This window comes from Exiguobacterium sp. PvP048 (genome assembly GCF_040549175.1).
Lineage (GTDB): Bacteria > Bacillota > Bacilli > Exiguobacteriales > Exiguobacteriaceae > Exiguobacterium_A > Exiguobacterium_A artemiae.
The window spans coordinates 124369-142406 of sequence record NZ_JBEPSU010000003.1 but is presented as its reverse complement, the minus strand read 5'-3'; the positions used below and the strand labels follow the sequence as shown (position 1 = coordinate 142406).

28 protein-coding genes are annotated in these 18038 nt (G+C 48.8%); 15 read left to right on the top strand and 13 right to left on the bottom strand.

The features are described 5' to 3' along the window. Positions 1–56: 56 nt before the first annotated feature. The 3 genes from ABIC15_RS08540 to ABIC15_RS08530 all read right to left on the bottom strand — a co-directional run bounded on the left by ABIC15_RS08540 (position 57) and on the right by ABIC15_RS08530 (position 1713). A complete protein-coding gene (locus tag ABIC15_RS08540; protein ID WP_354020463.1) occupies positions 57–749 on the bottom strand; it encodes an ABC transporter ATP-binding protein in 693 nt (230 codons plus the stop codon). A 93-nt stretch (positions 750–842) separates the two neighbouring features. Beyond that, complete coding sequence (locus tag ABIC15_RS08535) at positions 843–1241, bottom strand: hypothetical protein (RefSeq protein WP_354020462.1); 399 nt, start codon at positions 1239–1241, stop codon at positions 843–845. Between the two features lie 55 nt (positions 1242–1296). Next, positions 1297–1713, bottom strand: coding sequence for an Rrf2 family transcriptional regulator (locus tag ABIC15_RS08530; RefSeq protein WP_354020461.1), 417 nt, complete (start codon positions 1711–1713; stop codon positions 1297–1299). 127 nt (positions 1714–1840) lie between these two features. On the opposite strand from ABIC15_RS08530, the gene ABIC15_RS08525 reads away from it, so the two are divergent. The 4 genes from ABIC15_RS08525 (at position 1841) to ABIC15_RS08510 (ending at position 4941) form a co-directional block, all read left to right on the top strand. Next, the gene (locus ABIC15_RS08525) at positions 1841–2467 is read left to right on the top strand and encodes an NAD(P)-dependent oxidoreductase (RefSeq protein ID WP_354020460.1); all 627 of its coding nucleotides are present in this window, start codon (positions 1841–1843) and stop codon (positions 2465–2467) included. A gap of 257 nt (positions 2468–2724) precedes the next feature. Further along, positions 2725–3267 (top strand): recombinase family protein, encoded by a 543-nt coding sequence (locus ABIC15_RS08520; protein ID WP_354020459.1) that lies wholly within the window; start codon positions 2725–2727, stop codon positions 3265–3267. Positions 3268–3324: 57 nt separating this feature from the next. Beyond that, positions 3325–3849 (top strand): DUF4256 domain-containing protein, encoded by a 525-nt coding sequence (locus ABIC15_RS08515; protein WP_354020458.1) that lies wholly within the window; start codon positions 3325–3327, stop codon positions 3847–3849. Positions 3850–4062: 213 nt separating this feature from the next. Beyond that, positions 4063–4941, top strand: coding sequence for a sensor domain-containing diguanylate cyclase (locus ABIC15_RS08510; protein ID WP_354020457.1), 879 nt, complete (start codon positions 4063–4065; stop codon positions 4939–4941). Positions 4942–5036: 95 nt separating this feature from the next. Here ABIC15_RS08510 and ABIC15_RS08505 read toward each other — a convergent pair whose 3' ends face one another. Next, entirely contained in the window at positions 5037–5915 is an 879-nt protein-coding gene (locus tag ABIC15_RS08505) for an alpha/beta fold hydrolase (RefSeq protein WP_354020456.1), read from the bottom strand. 127 nt (positions 5916–6042) lie between these two features. Here ABIC15_RS08505 and ABIC15_RS08500 point away from each other — a divergent pair, with 127 nt between their 5' ends. Both ABIC15_RS08500 and ABIC15_RS08495 read left to right on the top strand, forming a co-directional pair. Next, the gene (locus ABIC15_RS08500; protein ID WP_354020455.1) at positions 6043–6708 is read left to right on the top strand and encodes an HAD family hydrolase; all 666 of its coding nucleotides are present in this window, start codon (positions 6043–6045) and stop codon (positions 6706–6708) included. Then, complete coding sequence (locus ABIC15_RS08495) at positions 6705–7100, top strand: GNAT family N-acetyltransferase (RefSeq protein ID WP_354020454.1); 396 nt, start codon at positions 6705–6707, stop codon at positions 7098–7100. The genes ABIC15_RS08500 and ABIC15_RS08495 overlap by 4 nt, the downstream gene beginning before the upstream one ends. A gap of 5 nt (positions 7101–7105) precedes the next feature. Here the strand turns inward: ABIC15_RS08495 and ABIC15_RS08490 are convergent, their stop codons facing one another. The 5 genes from ABIC15_RS08490 to ABIC15_RS08470 all read right to left on the bottom strand — a co-directional run bounded on the left by ABIC15_RS08490 (position 7106) and on the right by ABIC15_RS08470 (position 10456). After that, a complete protein-coding gene (locus ABIC15_RS08490; RefSeq protein ID WP_354020453.1) occupies positions 7106–7933 on the bottom strand; it encodes a hypothetical protein in 828 nt (275 codons plus the stop codon). Beyond that, the gene (locus ABIC15_RS08485) at positions 7930–8457 is read right to left on the bottom strand and encodes an RNA polymerase sigma factor (RefSeq protein WP_354020452.1); all 528 of its coding nucleotides are present in this window, start codon (positions 8455–8457) and stop codon (positions 7930–7932) included. Before ABIC15_RS08485 ends, ABIC15_RS08490 begins: the two co-directional genes overlap by 4 nt. A gap of 142 nt (positions 8458–8599) precedes the next feature. Further along, on the bottom strand, positions 8600–8758 hold the full coding sequence (locus ABIC15_RS08480; RefSeq protein WP_354020451.1) for a hypothetical protein: 159 nt from the start codon (positions 8756–8758) through the stop codon (positions 8600–8602). 94 nt (positions 8759–8852) lie between these two features. After that, positions 8853–10076 carry a chloride channel protein gene (locus ABIC15_RS08475; protein ID WP_354020450.1) on the bottom strand — a complete coding sequence of 408 codons (1224 nt, stop codon included), beginning with the start codon at positions 10074–10076 and terminating at the stop codon, positions 8853–8855. A 32-nt stretch (positions 10077–10108) separates the two neighbouring features. Then, positions 10109–10456 (bottom strand): potassium channel family protein, encoded by a 348-nt coding sequence (locus tag ABIC15_RS08470; protein ID WP_354020449.1) that lies wholly within the window; start codon positions 10454–10456, stop codon positions 10109–10111. A gap of 233 nt (positions 10457–10689) precedes the next feature. Here ABIC15_RS08470 and ABIC15_RS08465 point away from each other — a divergent pair, with 233 nt between their 5' ends. Beyond that, positions 10690–11217 (top strand): shikimate kinase, encoded by a 528-nt coding sequence (locus tag ABIC15_RS08465; protein WP_354020448.1) that lies wholly within the window; start codon positions 10690–10692, stop codon positions 11215–11217. A gap of 12 nt (positions 11218–11229) precedes the next feature. Here the strand turns inward: ABIC15_RS08465 and ABIC15_RS08460 are convergent, their stop codons facing one another. Then, on the bottom strand, positions 11230–12027 hold the full coding sequence (locus tag ABIC15_RS08460; protein ID WP_354020447.1) for a phosphotransferase: 798 nt from the start codon (positions 12025–12027) through the stop codon (positions 11230–11232). Beyond that, positions 12024–12263, bottom strand: coding sequence for a hypothetical protein (locus ABIC15_RS08455; protein ID WP_354020446.1), 240 nt, complete (start codon positions 12261–12263; stop codon positions 12024–12026). Before ABIC15_RS08455 ends, ABIC15_RS08460 begins: the two co-directional genes overlap by 4 nt. Before the next feature lie 135 nt (positions 12264–12398). Here ABIC15_RS08455 and ABIC15_RS08450 point away from each other — a divergent pair, with 135 nt between their 5' ends. The 5 genes from ABIC15_RS08450 (at position 12399) to ABIC15_RS08430 (ending at position 15673) form a co-directional block, all read left to right on the top strand. After that, positions 12399–13397, top strand: coding sequence for an NADP-dependent oxidoreductase (locus ABIC15_RS08450; RefSeq protein WP_354020445.1), 999 nt, complete (start codon positions 12399–12401; stop codon positions 13395–13397). Between the two features lie 156 nt (positions 13398–13553). Next, positions 13554–13775 (top strand): hypothetical protein, encoded by a 222-nt coding sequence (locus ABIC15_RS08445; RefSeq protein ID WP_354020444.1) that lies wholly within the window; start codon positions 13554–13556, stop codon positions 13773–13775. 57 nt (positions 13776–13832) lie between these two features. Continuing rightward, on the top strand, positions 13833–15005 hold the full coding sequence (locus ABIC15_RS08440) for a hypothetical protein (protein ID WP_354020443.1): 1173 nt from the start codon (positions 13833–13835) through the stop codon (positions 15003–15005). A gap of 119 nt (positions 15006–15124) precedes the next feature. Beyond that, positions 15125–15472 (top strand): DUF2200 domain-containing protein, encoded by a 348-nt coding sequence (locus ABIC15_RS08435; RefSeq protein ID WP_354020442.1) that lies wholly within the window; start codon positions 15125–15127, stop codon positions 15470–15472. Positions 15473–15493: 21 nt separating this feature from the next. Further along, complete coding sequence (locus tag ABIC15_RS08430; RefSeq protein ID WP_012370408.1) at positions 15494–15673, top strand: hypothetical protein; 180 nt, start codon at positions 15494–15496, stop codon at positions 15671–15673. Between the two features lie 44 nt (positions 15674–15717). Here the strand turns inward: ABIC15_RS08430 and ABIC15_RS08425 are convergent, their stop codons facing one another. Then, on the bottom strand, positions 15718–16422 hold the full coding sequence (locus tag ABIC15_RS08425) for an alpha/beta fold hydrolase (RefSeq protein ID WP_354020441.1): 705 nt from the start codon (positions 16420–16422) through the stop codon (positions 15718–15720). Between the two features lie 104 nt (positions 16423–16526). On the opposite strand from ABIC15_RS08425, the gene ABIC15_RS08420 reads away from it, so the two are divergent. Both ABIC15_RS08420 and ABIC15_RS08415 read left to right on the top strand, forming a co-directional pair. Then, positions 16527–16997, top strand: a complete 471-nt coding sequence (locus tag ABIC15_RS08420; protein WP_354020440.1) for a site-2 protease family protein — start codon at positions 16527–16529, stop codon at positions 16995–16997. 14 nt (positions 16998–17011) lie between these two features. Then, positions 17012–17212 carry a hypothetical protein gene (locus ABIC15_RS08415; protein WP_012370405.1) on the top strand — a complete coding sequence of 67 codons (201 nt, stop codon included), beginning with the start codon at positions 17012–17014 and terminating at the stop codon, positions 17210–17212. A gap of 74 nt (positions 17213–17286) precedes the next feature. Here ABIC15_RS08415 and ABIC15_RS08410 read toward each other — a convergent pair whose 3' ends face one another. After that, on the bottom strand, positions 17287–17730 hold the full coding sequence (locus tag ABIC15_RS08410; protein WP_354020439.1) for an Lrp/AsnC family transcriptional regulator: 444 nt from the start codon (positions 17728–17730) through the stop codon (positions 17287–17289). Positions 17731–17750: 20 nt separating this feature from the next. Here ABIC15_RS08410 and ABIC15_RS08405 point away from each other — a divergent pair, with 20 nt between their 5' ends. Beyond that, positions 17751–18038 carry a DUF1272 domain-containing protein gene (locus ABIC15_RS08405; protein WP_148206614.1) on the top strand — a complete coding sequence of 96 codons (288 nt, stop codon included), beginning with the start codon at positions 17751–17753 and terminating at the stop codon, positions 18036–18038.

Below are 18038 nucleotides of genomic sequence, written 5' to 3'. Positions count from 1 at the left end.
GCCTCCTCTACACATTCAGTGTACGCGGTCGCTGCGGTGAATTCAAAAAGAAGGGATCAGGCGCGGATGAGCCGGCGGTCTTCGATGATCAGACCGTCCCGCATTTCGATTTTTCGGTCGGCCCGTTCGGCGAGAGCGGGATCGTGGGTGACGAACAGAACGCCGCACCCCTTTTCTTCATTCAAACTGCGCAACAGGTTAAAAATAATTTCACCGGTTTCGATATCGAGATTGCCGGTCGGTTCGTCCGCCAGCAACCATTTCGGTTCGTGGACGAGAGCCCGGGCGACGGCGACCCGCTGTTGCTGACCGCCGGATAACTGCGACGGGAGTGAACCGGCTTTATCCGCCAGTCCGACTTTCTTGAGCAGCGACAAGGCCCGCTCTTTTTTATAGTACGTCACTTTCCGCCCGAATAACGGCGCCATGACGTTTTCAAGCGCGGTCAGTATCGGAATCAGATGAAACTGTTGAAAGATGAAGCCGACGTTCTCAAACCGGAAATCGGACAGTTCTTTGCTCTTGAGCTGATGAATCGCTTGATCGCCGTATGACAACGTGCCTCTCGTCGGACGGTCAAGTGTGCCGATCAAGCTGAGCAATGTCGATTTTCCCGAGCCGGACGGACCGATGATCGAAATGAAGTCCCCGCCATCAAGTGTCAGGTTAATATCCGACAAGGCATGTGTCTCGATGCCGTCACCGGTAAAGGATTTTCCAAGTTGCCGGCAAATGAATGTATTTGGCATGCGTGTTCTCCCCCTTTAAATGTAGCTGTCTACCTGTTTCTCCTTTTTATTGGGAATTCCTGCAAAAAAGACCTTCTTTTCAGAAGGTCAGCGTCAAGAAGACATCGAAGGGTGATTTGGCGACGATTTTTTTTGATACAGCCATTCATACGGCACGATATAAAACAGGCAGGCCAATGTCGCGAAGCGGACGATGCCGCTTAAGTTTTGCCGGGACTCGACAAAAGTCTCCTGACCGAAATAGTCATAAAATCCGACGAACAATAAAATCGTAAAGACACCGGCCGTCACATAAATCAAACAGCGTAAGGAAAACGGATAATGCCTTGTAATGAAGAGCATCGGCAGACCGACAGTAAAGGTAAACAAGGTCGTCGCAAACGTACCAAACTGATACAAGAATTCATTTTCGATATTTGTCAGGAAGGCATAGGCAGTGAACAGCAAAAAGGATCCGATTGCACTGACGGCTGAATAACTGATCAGTCGCATCTTGACATTTCTCCTTTCAAATATGAAGGCGTTTTCATAAAAAGGCAGACCAACATCATCTTGAACGGACAAGACGATGGAGGATATCGGATAAGGTTTCGTTCCCGAGTTCGGCTTCAAGCGCCTGTTGGGCACGTGTGAAGGACTGGTTGAGGGTCGATTGGATATCGCGGCCGACCGGACAGGCAGGATTCGGCTGATCATGGATTGAGAATAACGTCTCTTTCGGTTCGACTGCCCGGTAAATCATCAATAATGTGATGTCATGCGGATCTTTCGTCAACGTCGCCCCGGTTTTTCCGGCGACCGTCGACAGTAATCCCGCTTGGCGTAATGATCCGATTAAGCGACGGATGACGACCGGATTGGTATTGACACTTCCGGCGATATAGTCAGAAGACAAGGCTTGGTCCGGATGTGTTGCGATCAAGGCCAGGATATGAACAGAAACCGCAAGTCGGCTATTAATCATTTGTTTCACCACCAATGCATTTATTTTAATGAGCATCTCCTTTAATGTCAATTGCCTTGACAATAATAGATTCTGTAACTAAAATAATTACATGTACAGCTACATACAAATAAAGGAGGCGTTTTTGGTGAAGGTTGCCATCATTGGAGCGAGTGGAAAAGCAGGACGGGTTATCTTAGAAGAGTTGGCAGAACGGGGTCACGCCTTGACGGCCATCGTCCGTGATGCCGCGCGTACGCAACACGATACGGTGCTCGAGCGGAATGCGTTCGCACTGACGACGGAGGAATTGACGGATTTTGATGTCGTCATCAATGCCTTTGGAGCGTCACCCGGAAATGAACACCAACATGTCGATCTCGGTCGGCACTTGATTGATCAGTTACGCGGTACGCCGACCCGCTTGATCATCGTCGGCGGTGCGGGCAGCCTGTATGTCGACGAGGAACAGACACTCCGTCTTGCGGATACACCGGATTTCCCGTCTGCTTACCTGCCGACAGCAAAGAATCAGGCGAAAAACCTGGAAGATTTGCGACAGACCGTTGATTTACACTGGACGTTCATCAGTCCGGCCGCCTTCTTTGATCCGGAAGGACCGAGGACCGGAAAGTATCAATTGGCGAAAGATGTCCTGACCGTCAATGCCGCGGGTGAAAGTTACATCAGTTACGCTGATTATGCCGTTGCGTTAGCGGATGAAGTCGAGCATCACCGCCACGACAAGGAACGGATTTCTGTTGTCTCCGTTTAATGGATTGCCGACGTTCTCGTCTGACGAGGACGTTTTTATTGTATTAAAAATCAGGTCATGCAGAAAGTGTTCTTGTCGTTTATTTCTCCACCGCTTCCTGTATAGTACCCTACCTTTCTTCTCGTCCAGGTTTCCCTTATACTAGGAAGTGACAGATAAACACCGCTGGATGAATCTTGAATACGAGTTTCATCTAGAACAGATCCGCGTATTCTTTTCATCGCAGCAGGTATTTTGATTCGAGCGAGGAGAACACTATGATTATTTGTTACATGCGCCCCTATTTTGAAGATCCGACGTGTGAGAAGCAAGCCGAGACAGTAAAGACCTATGAAACCGATCAAGTAAGGATCGAGGAGCACAGTTCATCGAAACGACGTTACGTGCTTGATCAATTGTTAGAAGATATCAGACCGGGTGACATCATCCTCGTCTCTCATTTGTATGTGTTGGCGGATTCGACGCGTCACCTGATTGAAGTGTTGAACGCTTTGGATACGAAGCAAGCCTTCCTCTTGTCCATCCGGGAAGACATTGACACCCGGCATGCCCTGAACCAGTCGTTCCGTGACATCGTCCAGCATCTCGTGACCCTTCAAAGTGACGTCGTCAGCATGGCGACCCGCGAAGGACTATCTAAAGCAAAGGAGCTCGGCAAACAGACGGGACGCCCGCGAAAGCCGGATGAAAACGTCAAAAGAGCAATCGACATGTATCAAAGTAAACAGTACAGTCTGTCCGAAATCCGGGAGCAAACGGGCATCAGCAAAAGCACCCTCTACCGTTATTTGGAAAAATGATGTGCATTCCATACATCTTATAGAGAGATTAAACTATCATCGAAAGGCGGAAAGGACATGGATCAAGCGACGTTGATTGACATCCTCCACCATCGGTTCACGGATCATCCCGACCGGCATCCTGCTGTGAAGTGGGATGATACCGTGTCTCGGTTATCCCTGGAAATGCTCCGTTCCCTTGACTGGATGGAACAGACCGGCGGTGAACCGGATATCGTAGCAATGCCAAATGGTCAATGGGTTTTCGTTGATTGTGCAGCGGAAAGTCCATCGGGCCGCCGCAGCTTATGTTATGACGAGGCTGCACTGGAAAAGCGGAAGAAAAATAAGCCTGCCGGCAGTGCCGTCGCGGAAGCTGTTGCACACGGTGTCGCCTTATTGACTGAAGACCTTTACCGTCACCTGCAAACGATCCAACCGTTCGATGTAAAGACGTCGCGCTGGATTGAGACACCGGAAGCGATTCGGACGCAAGGCGGCGCGTTATTCTGTGACCGGCGCTATAATCATGTTTTCATATACCATAATGGAGCCGACTCGTATTACGCCAACCGCGGTTTTCGAACGTACTTCACGCTTTAAACGGTAAAAGGCAGTACTCACTTAGATAGTGGGTACTGCCTTTTGTTGGGTTGAAAATCTACATCCAATCAAATCATGTGAAATGTCATATTTTGTATATGTTATCCAATTCATTTGCTATACTTTACTGTATGTATTTTATAAGATGCCCATCTGAATCATGCAGGGATGAAAACTTAAGGCAGGTGAACACGTTTGTTAGGGTTTGGAATCATGATCGGAATCGGTTGTACGCTGATTGGACGATGGATATTTAAGAAATACTTTTTGGCGTCCGCCACCTCTTCGACGATTGATACGTTTGGTAATCATGCGAAAGATATCATGTACATATTTGAAGTGAAGCCGGTTTACCGGTTTCGTTATATCAGTCCTTCGCTCGATCAACATATCGGACCGGGCACAGTCGAAGCGACTTATGCGGATCCGTCCGATTGTTTTGATCGCATCCATCCGGATGATGTTGAAATCCTGATGTCAAAGATCTCCGGCACATGCAATTACGATGAACCTTTTCCACAACGCTGGCGGACGAATGACGGGACATACATTTGGTTTGAAGAATATACGACGCCCATCTACGAAAACGGTGAAATCGTCGCCGTTCAAGGGGTGATTCGGAATATGGACGCTGCGAAAACAAAACAGCTGGAACTTGAGCAAATGTGCCAGCGGGATTCCCTGACAGGACTGTATAACCGGCATGCGTTTGATAGTCTGGTCGCGGAACTGCAGGACGGTCCCCCGCTTGATCTCGGTGTGGTCACACTTGACCTCAATGATTTAAAGGAGGTGAACGACCGGTTCGGACATGCTGCGGGAGATGCCCTGCTCGAACAGACGGCTCTTTGTTTAAGCCGATTCAGCCAGGATACGTTTCGTCTCGGTGGTGATGAATTCGTCATTGTCTGCCGACAGAAAACGGAACAGACCGTTTTGGAGATGGTTAAGAAGTTACGGCACGATTTTACCCGCCATGAGTTGTCGGTCTCACTCGGTTCCGCCTACGAGACGGGAACGGCAGATCTTCCCGGTTTATTACGACAAGCGGATCGAGCGATGTATCAGGAAAAACAGCGTACCAAAGCATGAGTATGACCGGCTTGAGATGCGTCCCGATTGTTCATTAAATGCTACCGGTTGATTGAGCTTTGCAACGGCTAATGTTTCTTTTTGACACAGCTTTTTTAAGTGAAGTCGAGTTTGGTAACCGCTGAGAGGACGAGATCCGGACGGTCCAGGTGGATGGAATGTCCAGCTTCGGTTGCTGTGACGAAAATGGCTTCTTCTGTTAACGTTGCCTGCCGTAGGACCAATCGATGCCAAGTTTCTTCAACTTGCCTTAGTTCTGACTCCGGTAACCCTTCATCGATTCCGTCCTGGATTGCCCGTTCGGCATCCCGAGCGATGACGATCAACGGAAGATCCGGGAATGGATCGATTCGAATCCGCGCGGCATCCGCTTTCCAGTATTCGACTTCCGATCCCATCATTGCATATAAGGCCGGCTCCTTCTGAAAATCGATTAATGCGGACTGGACGGCTTTTGGCAATCGCTGTTGTGCGTCAGTCAGGACCGGTTTCAATAACTGATTTAATTGTTCTTTCGTTTTTGTGGCGTAATGCCGGCATTGTTCCTGCCACGCCGCGTCCGAGGAAAAGCCATCAAGAACTGGTGTATCAAGCGCGTCGAGTTCATGTAAGTCGACGGAAGTAGAATCGACCAGTACCAGGCCCTTAATCTGTTCCGGAAACCGTTTCGTAAACTCCTGGGCAATGAGTCCGCCGTAAGAATGACCAATCAATAGGATTGGTTCTTGAATTTTGGATTTCCTCAACAGCGTTTGAAGTTGCCGCACAGCATGACTTGTCCGGTGAACGCCGTCCCCTTCTGTCCAAGCATGGCGGTGAAAACTGAGAACACGATTCGTTTGTTGCAGCGATTGAATAATTTCATACCATTCTGCATAAGAACAGCCCATTCCGGTTAAAATGATGACCGGTGTTCCAGGCGATTTTGTATCTAAATAAGGGTCCGAGTAGCTGATAGTTGAACGAAATGACATCATTATCCTCCTTTAGTGGTTATACGTTGTATTGGACAGTGAGTTATTTTATCCTTTATTACAATTTGAAAGTTAGTTTAGTATTACGGTAATTGAAATATATATATTATATAGGAGGTGACCCGTCATGATGATTCAAGGCATCTTGTTTGATCTGAACGGAACATTACTGGACCGTCCGGCTTCTTTAACACGTTTCCTGACTTCTCAGCATCAGCGACTGATTGCCCCGGTGTCAGACTGTTCGCTTGAACCCTATCACGGCTTGTTCATCGAACTCGATCAGCACGGTCGCGTATGGAAAGACGTTGTCTACCAACAACTTGTCACCCATTTTCAGCTGCCGCTTGATCCGGCTGTTTTGCTCACCGACTATTTGACAACGTTCGCCACAACAAGTGTTCTGTTCCCGGGAACGAAATCCATGCTGACCAGCCTGGCGTCCACCTACCGGCTCGGTCTGATCACAAACGGCCGGAACGACTTGCAACGTTCCGTCATCGATCATCATCAATTAACGTCCTTTTTTAATCCGCTTTTGATTTCAGAAGAAGTCGGTCTGGCAAAACCCGATCCGGCACTTTTCCTTCGCCCCGTTCAGGACTGGGAACTGAAACCGGAACAGGTCCTGTTCATCGGCGACCACCCGCTGCATGACATCAACGGTGCTGAAGCCGTCGGGATGGCAGCATTGTTAAAATCGACGGCTCCGTTACCCGGTGCTTTGAACGACTGGTCAGAACTTCCGCCCTTTTTAATAAAATTAGAAAATGAAAGCAGGTCAAAAACATGAAATCAGACTATCAGATCCGCGCCTATCAGGAACAGGACTTCCCCGCGATCCAGCGCTTAAATGCAGCGGAAGGCTGGAACCAGCTCGTCCGTCTGCATGACCGGACAAAACTGGCTTGGCAACATTCCAATGCGGCGCTTGTCGTCGAACATGCGGGGAACGTCGTCGGGTATGTCCGCGGAATGACCGACACCCAAGTCACGTTATACATCTGCGAATTACTGATTGATGCCGAATTCCGCGGACAAGGTCTGGCGCAACAACTGTTCGCCCGTCTGCATGAGGCGTATCCGACGACCCGGATTGAAGTCCTGGCATCCAGCAGTTCAGAAAGTTTTTACCGCGGTCAGGCGTTCCGCCCGTTTTACGGTTTCCGCAAGTCGTTTGAGTGAGGGATTCACCGCATGCTCTGCCAAATTGTTTCAAAAGCCGTTCCCTTTACGTCAAAATAAGCATGGAGCGGTTCATATAATACATATCCGCCTTCCAGCAGCTGAAACTGGTTCGTGACCCCGTCGGTCATCGTCACGTCGACAATCTGGATTTGCCGATCATTCAGTACATCCGTCGGCAGTTCAGCGCTTGAAAGTGGTACGGCCTTACTCAGAACGGTCAACAGATCCGTCCAGGCTGCGGAAGGGGCAAGCGGCTTTTTCTGCTCCGTCTCCCGCGTCCGTTCAGTTTGATAGCTGATTTTCTTGATACCTTGATCGAGCCGGAGTTTTTGGAAATAGTCCGCTTGGAAGGTCGTCCCGTCCAGGATCCGGATCATTGGCTTGCCCTCTTCCCGACCGATCGCGAGCAACCGGACCGTCGGAGCATATCCTTGCAACTCGTAAATCGTATAGTCTGTCAGGTTTGAGGCGAAGGGCTGTTTTGATAAAGTCGCTTCGTTTTCTTCCGTCAACGTGTTTTCGGACGTCCCTAACATCCGACCGCGCAGTTGAGACACTGCTTGTTCGCTGATTGTCGTGTCAGCCTGGATATACATCTTCTCCTGATAGACGAGTCCGGGCAGCATCGAGGCGGTCGATTGGTCGATCGGCAACTGGATCCAGGATTCGATTCGGTCATATTGCAACAGACCAATCAACAGGCCGGCTGCCAAAATCAGTTGCGGTAACCAGTATTTCCGTCTTGTCCGGCGGATTCCCTGCTCCATCCGAGCATGGACGCTGTCCGGTACGGGAATGTCTTTTAACACGGTCTCAAGTTGCTGTTTCATCCGGACTCTCCTCCTTTTAGTTGTTGCCGCTGTAATTTTTGAATTGCCCGGTACAACGTACTTTTGACGGTACTGACCGGAATATCGAGCAGGTCGGCAATTTCCTGAAAGGAATAGTCGGCTTGATACCGTAACGTCACTAACGAGCGTTCCTTGACGTCGAGCCGTTCGAGCAAGTCAGCCAAAAACAGTTGGTCCACGACAACGTGTTCAAACGAAACAGTATATGGTTCGTTCAAATTCTCTATCCCGTCGTTCGTCCAGACGAGCGCTTGGTGTTTCTTGAGCTGATCAAGTGCCGCGTTGATCGTGATCCGCGTCAGCCACGTTTTGAAATATGTGACTTCTTTCAGAGACTTGCGATACTTCCAGGCCCGAAAAGCAACTTCCTGCACGTTTTCGAGTGCTTCCTGTTCCTGCTTCAAATACAGATACGACATCCGGTAAATGTAGTGTTCTTCGGCATATAACGCCGCCAGGAACGTTTCGTCCGTCCAACTGCCGGCACGCTTTTTTCGGAACACGGGGCTTCCCTCCTTTCTTCTCTCTTCATTAGACTGAGCATACACCGTTTTAGTTTCAAAAATCTGTAAAAAATTAAGATAGGAGATCAACAGATGAACTTTTATACCGCCAGCAGCTTTCGTAACATCAAAGACGTCCGTTTTATAAACGATCGGCTGATCCAGCAGGGACACCAGCTGACATACGACTGAATCCAGACGATCCTTGACGCAATGACGGAGCGGGCTGTCCGATGAAGCGGATTGTCCTGTTGACTGTCGGCAAGACACATGCCGGAAAATCGACGTTTGCCGATCGCACCACACGTCAATCCCTATCAGGAATTGAAAGAGGCAGGATAAACAGAATCAGTAGACAAAATGAAGACCGGCTCTCGACATACGAGGTCCGGTCTTCAGATCGTTCTGGTCGTCTGGTTCGTCAGGCGTGCCGTCCCTTGATGAATGAGCCAGGCAACCACCAAGATGAACGGGAAGAATTGTAACGGAAATAAAAACAGTAGCAAGGTTGCGGTGACAAACGGCTGTTTGAGGATGATCGTACAACTGGCGGCGACACTGACTACAATCAGCAAGCCCGGTGTATACGGAAAGACGTTCGCTAAGGCAAATGCCATCGCCGTACTCGAAAAGACGGCCGGAAAGATTTTTCCGCCCCGCCATCCGAACGAAAAACAGACATGGGTCAAAAAGGCTTTCCCGACGGCGATGCTGATTAAGAAGAAGACCGATTGATCGAAGGCAATCCGCGAGAACTCAAGAATTTTTTGTTCACCGGAAAATAAGAAATAAGACGACATGCTGCCGAACAGACCTAAGATCGCGCCGGCGGCCAAAGCTAAACCCAGTGGATGCGGATAGTTTCGCGCCACGACGTCCGTCCAGCGGCCAAATAACAAAAACAAGTATCCGAATCCCGTCCCGATCATGACTGCCGGAAGCAGGAAGTACATCACCTCCACCGTCCAGTTCACGTTCGGTGTACTGATGGAAAATAAGATTTCGTACGGGAACAGTCGATTCAGTGTCGTAAAGGCGAAAATCCCGCAGGCTGTCGTCAGTGCATACAACAAGACTTTGATGGATGTACGCTTGAAGTTGGTCCGGTTCACCCCGTCTTCGAGTGCTTCACTGACGCCAATCAACGGCGCGTAAAAAATCGTCGATAACATCGCTCCGATCCCAAGATCAAGCAACTCTTTTTTCTTCTGCAGGGTCCAGGTCATCCGGTCACCGGCCCACGTCATCAATCCGCCGAGAATGCTGATCAATGCTGCTTCCGGACCGAGACTTGCTCCGAACGTCAAAACCAGCAAGGCAGCCACGGTATTTTTGACGACTGCGCCTTCATATGCGACCCGGCCTGTCGTCTTGAATTCCTCAAGCGTCTGATGCATCGTCCGGGGATAGTCGCCGATGTACGTCTGGAACAGACCAATCAACAGTCCGCCGAACAGACAAATCCAAAACGGATAAAACGGCGTGTCCAGCTGTTCCGGAATCGTCGTCCACGTCACATGAATCAGCAGATTCGACAATGCCAGAAACAGTGACGCAAGTGCCCCGACAATCAGCCCGAGCAGACAACTGTAGAGGACGAATACCAGATTAAAGTTCATCTGCTTCACTCCTTATTCGCAAATACTGCCCGTCACTTCCGGTCTAGTTTGTTTTTGTTTAAATGGAATTCTTTTAACGCCCGGTTAAAGTTCACAATCAGGGCACTAATAACGCCGATTCCAAGCAAGACATACCCCATCGTAAAAATCTTGCCGATCGGCGTGACCGGATGAATATCACCATATCCGACTGTCGTCAGCGTCATGACGGAAAAGTACAGCGCGTCGAGATAACTCAGCTGTTCGACGCTGTGATAAAAAAACATCCCGACCGCCAGCAAAAAGGCGACGGAGAACATGACGGCTTTTTGTTCGTCTTGACGAAACAGGATTTTCAGGACGTAATACATATTGCGTACCAGAATGAAAAAGGCAATCATCGCATCCTTCCTCTCCTCACAAGCAGACTTGACACGTGACGACTATCGTTCCTTTACCTTATCTATTTAAATTACCCGAAAAAAGGGAGAACGATTCTTAAATCGTCTCCCTTTACATCCATCCTCTTGTTCGGTTCCCAATCTGTTTGTCCACTCCCTTATTTTGGACGATAGAATAAGGTAATATGAAGGTTCCTGCAAAACATTCATCTACCTTAGAGGAGGTCAGAAACATGCGTATTCAAATCATCGGCGGTTCCGGTACCGGGAAAAGCACGCTCGGCAAGTGGATCGGGCAACAAGAAAGTATCCCCTGGATCGACAGCGATCATTATTTGTGGAAAGATCACACATTTACCGAAAAACGATCGGTCGCGGAGCGGTATGCCTTATATACACCGGATATTGAAAACCATCGACAGTATGTCGTCTCCGGTTCCGTCTTTTCGTGGAATCCGACCGGCTTCGACAACCGGGAGTTGCTTGTCTTTTTACGCTTGGATGAAACGACACGGATGAACCGTTTAATCCAGCGGGAACAAGAACGGTATCCTGATTTCACGGGAACGAATGCATTTCTCGACTGGTGCAGCACGTACTTGACGGCGACGGATCCGGCGATGATTGGGACGCTAGCCGAGCACCGTCTGCAAATGGAACGTTCCGCTTCACCCGTCATTGAAATCGATGCAGCGTTGCCGACGGACGAGATCTACAGACAAATCAGACACGCCTATCAGCAACTGCAAACCGCACTGTGAATTTTCGTATACTTACCGAAACCAACCGGCTCCCTCACGTGTCAGAAGATCGAGTTCCCGTTCGTAATGCGTGACATGTCCCTCTTCAATCATCCGCTGAAAGGCTTCGTCGCCTTCCGTTGCTTTCCGCTGAATCGTCGCAATCAGTGCCTGGATGCGAAGCAACACCGTTTCGTACAAGGCGGCTTTTACGTCTGGTTTTCCGTAAGCCGTCAAAAACAATTCGATTCGCCGCCGGATGCGTTCCTGATCTGTGATTCGATCATAGAGCACAGGCTCCCCTGTTTCCGTCATTTGATGACGGCTTAACGGAACAAACGTATACATCGTATACGCGATATCCCAAATCCGTGGTCCCGGGGCGGCGACGTCGAAATCAATGATGCCGATCGCCCGTTCATTTTGAAAAATGACGTTATAGACGGCAAAATCATTATGGCAAATCAGTTCAAGTGGTTCGGGTGTTCCGTCGAGCGGTGGCCAATCATGTGGGATTGGAAAATCCGCGACGGCTTCGTGATAAGCACGCAATAGACGTGCCGTTTCTTCCAAAACGGTATCCGAGCGCATGTATGGCTCGAGCGGATAATTCCCGGCCTCGCCTTTAATGTACGAGACGATTTCCCGATTTTGTGCGTCAATCCCTAAAAACTGTGGACTCCCTGTAAACCCTCTTTTCTCAAGATGGTGTAACAACCGATGAATCCGTTCACTGTCTGGTTTTTGTTCGCGTCTGACTGTATCCCCGATCCGTGAGACGCCGGAGACATTCCCGCCCGTCAATTGTTCTTCCTGCTCAGGTTGCGTCATGTGGTATCCTCCCCTTTCCGTTGACTCAGTGCCGCGACGAGAATCGACGCTCCGACTAAACTGATGACAAGATCGCTTCCTTTGACCAACGCGAAGTCAAAATGCCACAACGTGTCAACCCCGTTCGTGATCACCATCCCGATGACATACAGCGTGATACTGAGCAGAATCATTCGTTTAATGAACCGCGGCACACGTATCCACAGCCGTAACAATCGTTCTCCGGTCTTGTTCATCTCATTCACCCCAAACTCCAGTTTTTCCCTGTTCCTGTTTAGCTTATCATGTCCGAATAAATCACTCAAAGTGTTCTCCCGCTGGATCAACTGGTAGACTAAAAGCAGAAGAACCAGGAAATGGAGAGGATTTTCATGAAAGCGATGACGATTTCAAAATACGGCCGGGTACCGCTCGAACAAACCGAACAGCCCCGCCCGGACGTCCGGCCGCATGACGTTCTTGTGGAAATTCACGCAGCTAGCATCAATCCGGTTGATTTTAAGATTCGGGACGGTGACGTCAAGCTGTTGATTCCGTATCAGTTCCCGCTGATTCTCGGCAATGACTTCGCCGGAATCATCGTTGAAGTGGGTCATGCCGTAAAACAGTTTCAAGTCGGTGATGCCGTCTACGGACGGGCTGAGAAAAACCGGATCGGCACCTTTGCCGAATACATCGCGATCGATGAACAGATGCTTGCCTTAAAACCGGCTTCGCTCTCCTTTGAGGAAGCAGCGTCGATCCCGCTCGTCGGCTTGACGTCCTATCAGGCATTACACGACGTCTTGCAAGCGACACCGGGACAAAAGATTCTGATCCAGGCAGGCGCTGGCGGCATCGGAACTTTTGCCATCCAACTGGCGAAAGCGATGGGCTTGTATGTCGCAACGACGGCAAGCCCCGCCGGACATGACCTCGTCGCGTCACTCGGCGCTGATGAAATCATCGATTACCGGACCGAAGCGTTTGACGAAATCCTGCATGATTATGATGGCGTCTATGATACGATCGGCGGTGAGACACTCCGCCGGTCGTTTAAAATCGTCCGTCCGGGCGGACACATCGTCTCGATTTCCGGACTGCCGAACGGCCGGTTCGGGAAGTCCTACCGGTCCGGTTTCCTGAAGACCAATCTGTTCCGCTTGCTGACGCTCCGCGAAACATGGCTTGAACGGAAACACCGGGTCACGTACACGTTTTTATTCATGCGACCGAGCGGCCGGCAGCTGGAACACATCACGGAATGGATTGAGACCGGACAAATCAAACCGGTCATCGACCGCATTTATCCGTTTGAAGAAGCCCAGGCTGCGCTCGAGTATTCCGAGTCCGGTCGGGCCAAAGGAAAAGTCGTCTTAAAAATCAAATAAACCGTTTAAACAGTCAACAAACACCGGACATACTGTTGTTTATTGACTGTTTTTGTATTGATGTTTTATTTAAATCCGACTCTCAAGTAAAGTATAAAATAAGCTATTATGTAAAATAAAGGATGTTAACTTTCGCTAACCGGAAGGAGCAAGTAGATGAACATACGTACCGGCACCCCGTACAAGTATTATTTTTGGAAACGGTTTTTTCTGCTGTTCATTCCGCTGTTTTTGATCGGTGCGTTACCCAACCCGTTTATTATGGGTAATCCGTTCGCCAGTCTTGAGGATTATGGCGAGTTTGCTTTCGCCATCTGTTTCTATTTAGTTACTTTGTCCGGCATTTCTGCTTTTTCGTCTCGATGCGTTGGCGAATGAAACACAACCGCCGTTGAGCTCGATTCCCCCACTTTAGGTAAAAGGAGACCACCTACTATGTCCCGGAAGACTTTTTTTACGGCGGCGTTGACGTTGACGCTTGTCGTCACGGCAGGATGCACCGATTCGAATGCAACGAAGCAACAACCGAAAGTTTCGGCAGATCAGGCTCAAGCTGCGCCAATCGTTGAACCGGTCACTGCTTCGTTTTCCTACTATGGAAAATACATGCCGCTGAAGCGACAATCCGAAACGGTTACGCTTGGAAGCCATCAGACATACAATCTGGCCCCGTTCTTTACCGGACAAACCGTCGTCATTGCGCCGGACTATCTGTATGAGCAATCGATCTACTATACGCACGTTAAACAAACGAGCGATACAACCATTAACAGTTATATTTACCGCTACAGCCAAGGGTCGAACGATAACCAGGTGCTGCATACAGTCAATAGGACGATTGGTATGATGACCGGAGTATCGCATTACCTGTTTTGGGTCGAATACAATCAAACCAAAACCGGACAAAAATGGGCGATTCGCTTGATGGACTTGAAGACGGAAAAAATCGGTACGCTCGATCAAGGCATCAGCCTTCATGACACCGCGATTCCTTATCTCGATACGTCCTCAAAACGGATATCCTGGATGACGCATGAAGCGACACCGACCCGAACGAAAACCATTCTCAAGTCGTTTGATGTGGCGGAAGACGCCATCATCATCCATCAGCAGTATATTTTAAAAGAAGGCGCAAAACGGAATGGACCGTATCCATTTGACTTCCGCCGGAGCGATGCCGGGCTGATTTTGCATACAAGTACTTTCAAAAACGGTCATCAAACACCGACACTCGAGACGTTTGACGGCACGTTCAAACGACGGATGAACGGGCTGATTGATTTTGAACACAACAAAAAGTATGTTTCGATCGGCGAAGAAGGCTCCGCCCTCTTCATGCCTAAGAAAGGACGACAACCGGGGTACCAGTTCAAACCGTCGGACAACCGCTTGACGGTTGACGCGTTCCGTTTTTTATCGGCTGACCGCGTCATTTTTCGGGAGAGTATGACGCGACTCTGGTACGCCGATCTTGCGCGCGGCACCGTTTCTCCCTTGACGGAAATGACCGATACGACGTCCAAACCGATTTATGCCAACGGGAAGCTCGCATACGGGGTATCGGACGACGAACAGATTGAATTCCATGTCATCGATATAAAAAAATGATTGGTTAAGACCGTTCTTTTCGTGTGAAAAGGACGGTCTTTGTTTTGTCCGGAGGGGTCCATTTCGAGCGTTCGGTATGCTACACTTTTGGTAATAATTAGTCATGAGGAGGAAATACGATGACGAAACATCGGTTGTACACGACAGCGTTTTCGAGTGTCTATCCGCTTTACGTGACAAAAGCGGAACGCAAGGGTCGGACGAAACAGGAAGTCGATACGATCATTTGCTGGCTGACCGGTTACTCGGAGCAACAACTCGCAACATTAGCGACGGATCAGAAGACATTCGAAGCCTTTTTTGCGGATGCCCCACAGATGCAGGAACGTCGATTGTTAATCAAAGGTGTCGTCTGCGGCGTCCGGGTCGAAGACGTCGAGGATCCGTTGATGCGGGAAATCCGCTATCTCGACAAGTTGATTGATGAACTGGCAAAAGGAAAAGCTCTCGAAAAAATTCTGCGGTAGAACACAAGGAGGACAACCCATATGCTGATAACGATTGCGTCATGTTTCGCCATCGCGACACTGGTGATAAGCGTTCTGTACGGATATTTCTACGTTCAGAAAAAACAACAAGGCATCCCGCTTTCTCCCCGCACGAAAGCTGTTTTTACATCTTTGATCATTCTTTTCGGTACGGCGTCTCTTCTGATCACTCAGTACTAAAAAACCGGACATCTCAAGCAGGTGTCCGGTTCTTCTGTCTAACGTTAAAAGCGCTGATTTAACCAAACCATGACATCCGAAATCATCTGATCGGATACCGTATGATTGATGGACGGATACGTGAGGAACGTCAAATCACGATTCAGTTCCGTTGCTTGCTGCACGCAGTGTTCCTGCGTCTCAATCGGAATGACCGTGTCGCATTGACCATGAACGAATAATGTCGGTGCGGACATTGCTTGCAGGACAGGATCATACGCCTGCAAACGTTGTTTTTCTTCCATTGTTAAATCAGCTCGGTTGTCGCGCTGCCGGAAAAGCTGTTCCGAAAACAAAAAGGATCCGGAGCCGTTGATATTGATTATCCCGGCGCTGCCCTGTTGTTTCGCAGCGATACCGCTCGCGATGAATCCGCCCATCGAAACACCGAGCCAGATGATGTCTGCTTGTGTTACGTTCAGTTGCTTCACGAGCTTAGCAGACTCCTCAATGCTTTGAATCACCACGTCCCAGAAGTGACGTTCGACGACGCCTGAGTTAAAGTGCGTTGTTAACGCTTCACGACTATCATGCAGGTGGAGTTCCGGCACAATGACCGTAAACCCTTGTTCCGAAAGCGTTCGGGCGAAGTCTTCATATTTTGTCACGCTTGATCCCCAGCCGTGGTACAGGCAGATGGTTTTGCGATAATCCTGACGCTGAGCTGGAAATATCCGAAGTGGCAAAGTGGAATCAGTTAACAGGTTCATTTAATACGTCTCCTTTTTTAATCTCTAGATGAGGAAATGACAATTATGTAAGTTGCTTGAAACATCCATTTTTTGTTATGTTTGTGGATGAGAGGAGGAAGAACATGGGTTTACTCTGGTTCAATCTAATCATGCTAGCCTTTTACTTACCGAGTCTGATTCTGCATGAGTACGGGCATGCATTCGCCGCCCGCTTAGTCGGTCTACGCTTACAATCAATTTCCATCGGCAAAGGTGAATCCTTCTTACAAATCGGTCATTTTTCCATCGCCCGAAAGCAATTTTGGGAAGGACTGCACCGGTCTCAACCGTCAGAGATTTCGCTCAGCCGTGGACAACGAGCTGTTGTATTACTCGGCGGAGTTGGTGCTAACTTGACAGGTGGTGTATTTGTTTTGATCCTGAGTCTGCTGTTTCCGAGTCCGATCATGCACTTGTTGGCTCAGCCATTCATTCAAGTTTCTTTGATTTTTATCGTATTTAATCTTCTTCCGATTCGCTTATCCAGTGGTATTGCGAGCGACGGCCTGCAATTGAAACAGCTGTTTTTTAACAAAAATCAACATACGTCCTGATAGGAGTCGAGTTCATGCTGAGACCTTTACTGCTCGCAAGCAGTTTGTTGCTCGTCGGATGTACTGCCGAGCAACCGAAAACCGTTCCATGGGGAGAAGAGACACCGGCTCAAATCGAGCGGTTAAAAGCTCACGATATTGAGTTTACGGTTAAAGACGGCCAAGTTCTGATTCAGGAAAATCAGGTCGAAGAAGCAATGAAGTGTTGTACTTAACTTAAAACATGATCATACGGTTATTTCCTTTAAAAGTTCAGGAGATAGCCGTTTTTTGTTACTGAATTACAACATTAAATCAAAACACCATTCCCGACTGTAAAGGCCTTAAACGCGACGGGTGATGACAAGCGGATCCAGGTCGACGGTTTTCCGTACTTCATCGAAGCATCGATAAACGTTTCCAGTGTCTCGACCGACGGCGTATACAATTTGACTATGAAGTTAAACGTCCCGGCGAGCCGGTGGCACTCGACAACATCCGGATGCTCTTTGCAAAACGCGATAAACGCGTCGCATTTTGTATCTTCGAACATCAAAATCGCCATGATGGTTTTTTCAAGCGCAACGGGATTAATGACGGCCCGATATCCTTCGATGACACCACGGTACTCGAGTTTCTTGACGCGCTCGTTGACGGCCGGTGTCGACAGACCAACCGTTTTGCCGAGTTCCGTCCAGGACATCCGTCCATCTCCCTGCAAGGTTTGGATAATCGCATAATCAATTTCGTCCATTTTTCAACCCTCCTAATATTATGAAGACATATCTTAAAATTACCATTCATTTTCAGGTGAAGCTACTGAATTCCAAGGAAAATCGTCTGTCCGGTTCTGTTCTGCTTTCGTACAATAAAGACAGATCAAACATAAGTGAGGTGAACGACATGCAGGCAACAAACTGTACCCGCTGTGCGGAGACATTTGAAGAAGGTCAGGAAACGTATCATTGTTCGCACAACTGTACTTTTTGCAAAGAGTGTACCGAAACAATGAATTCGATTTGTCAAAATTGCGGTGAAACATTAGTCCGGGTAGAACAGTAA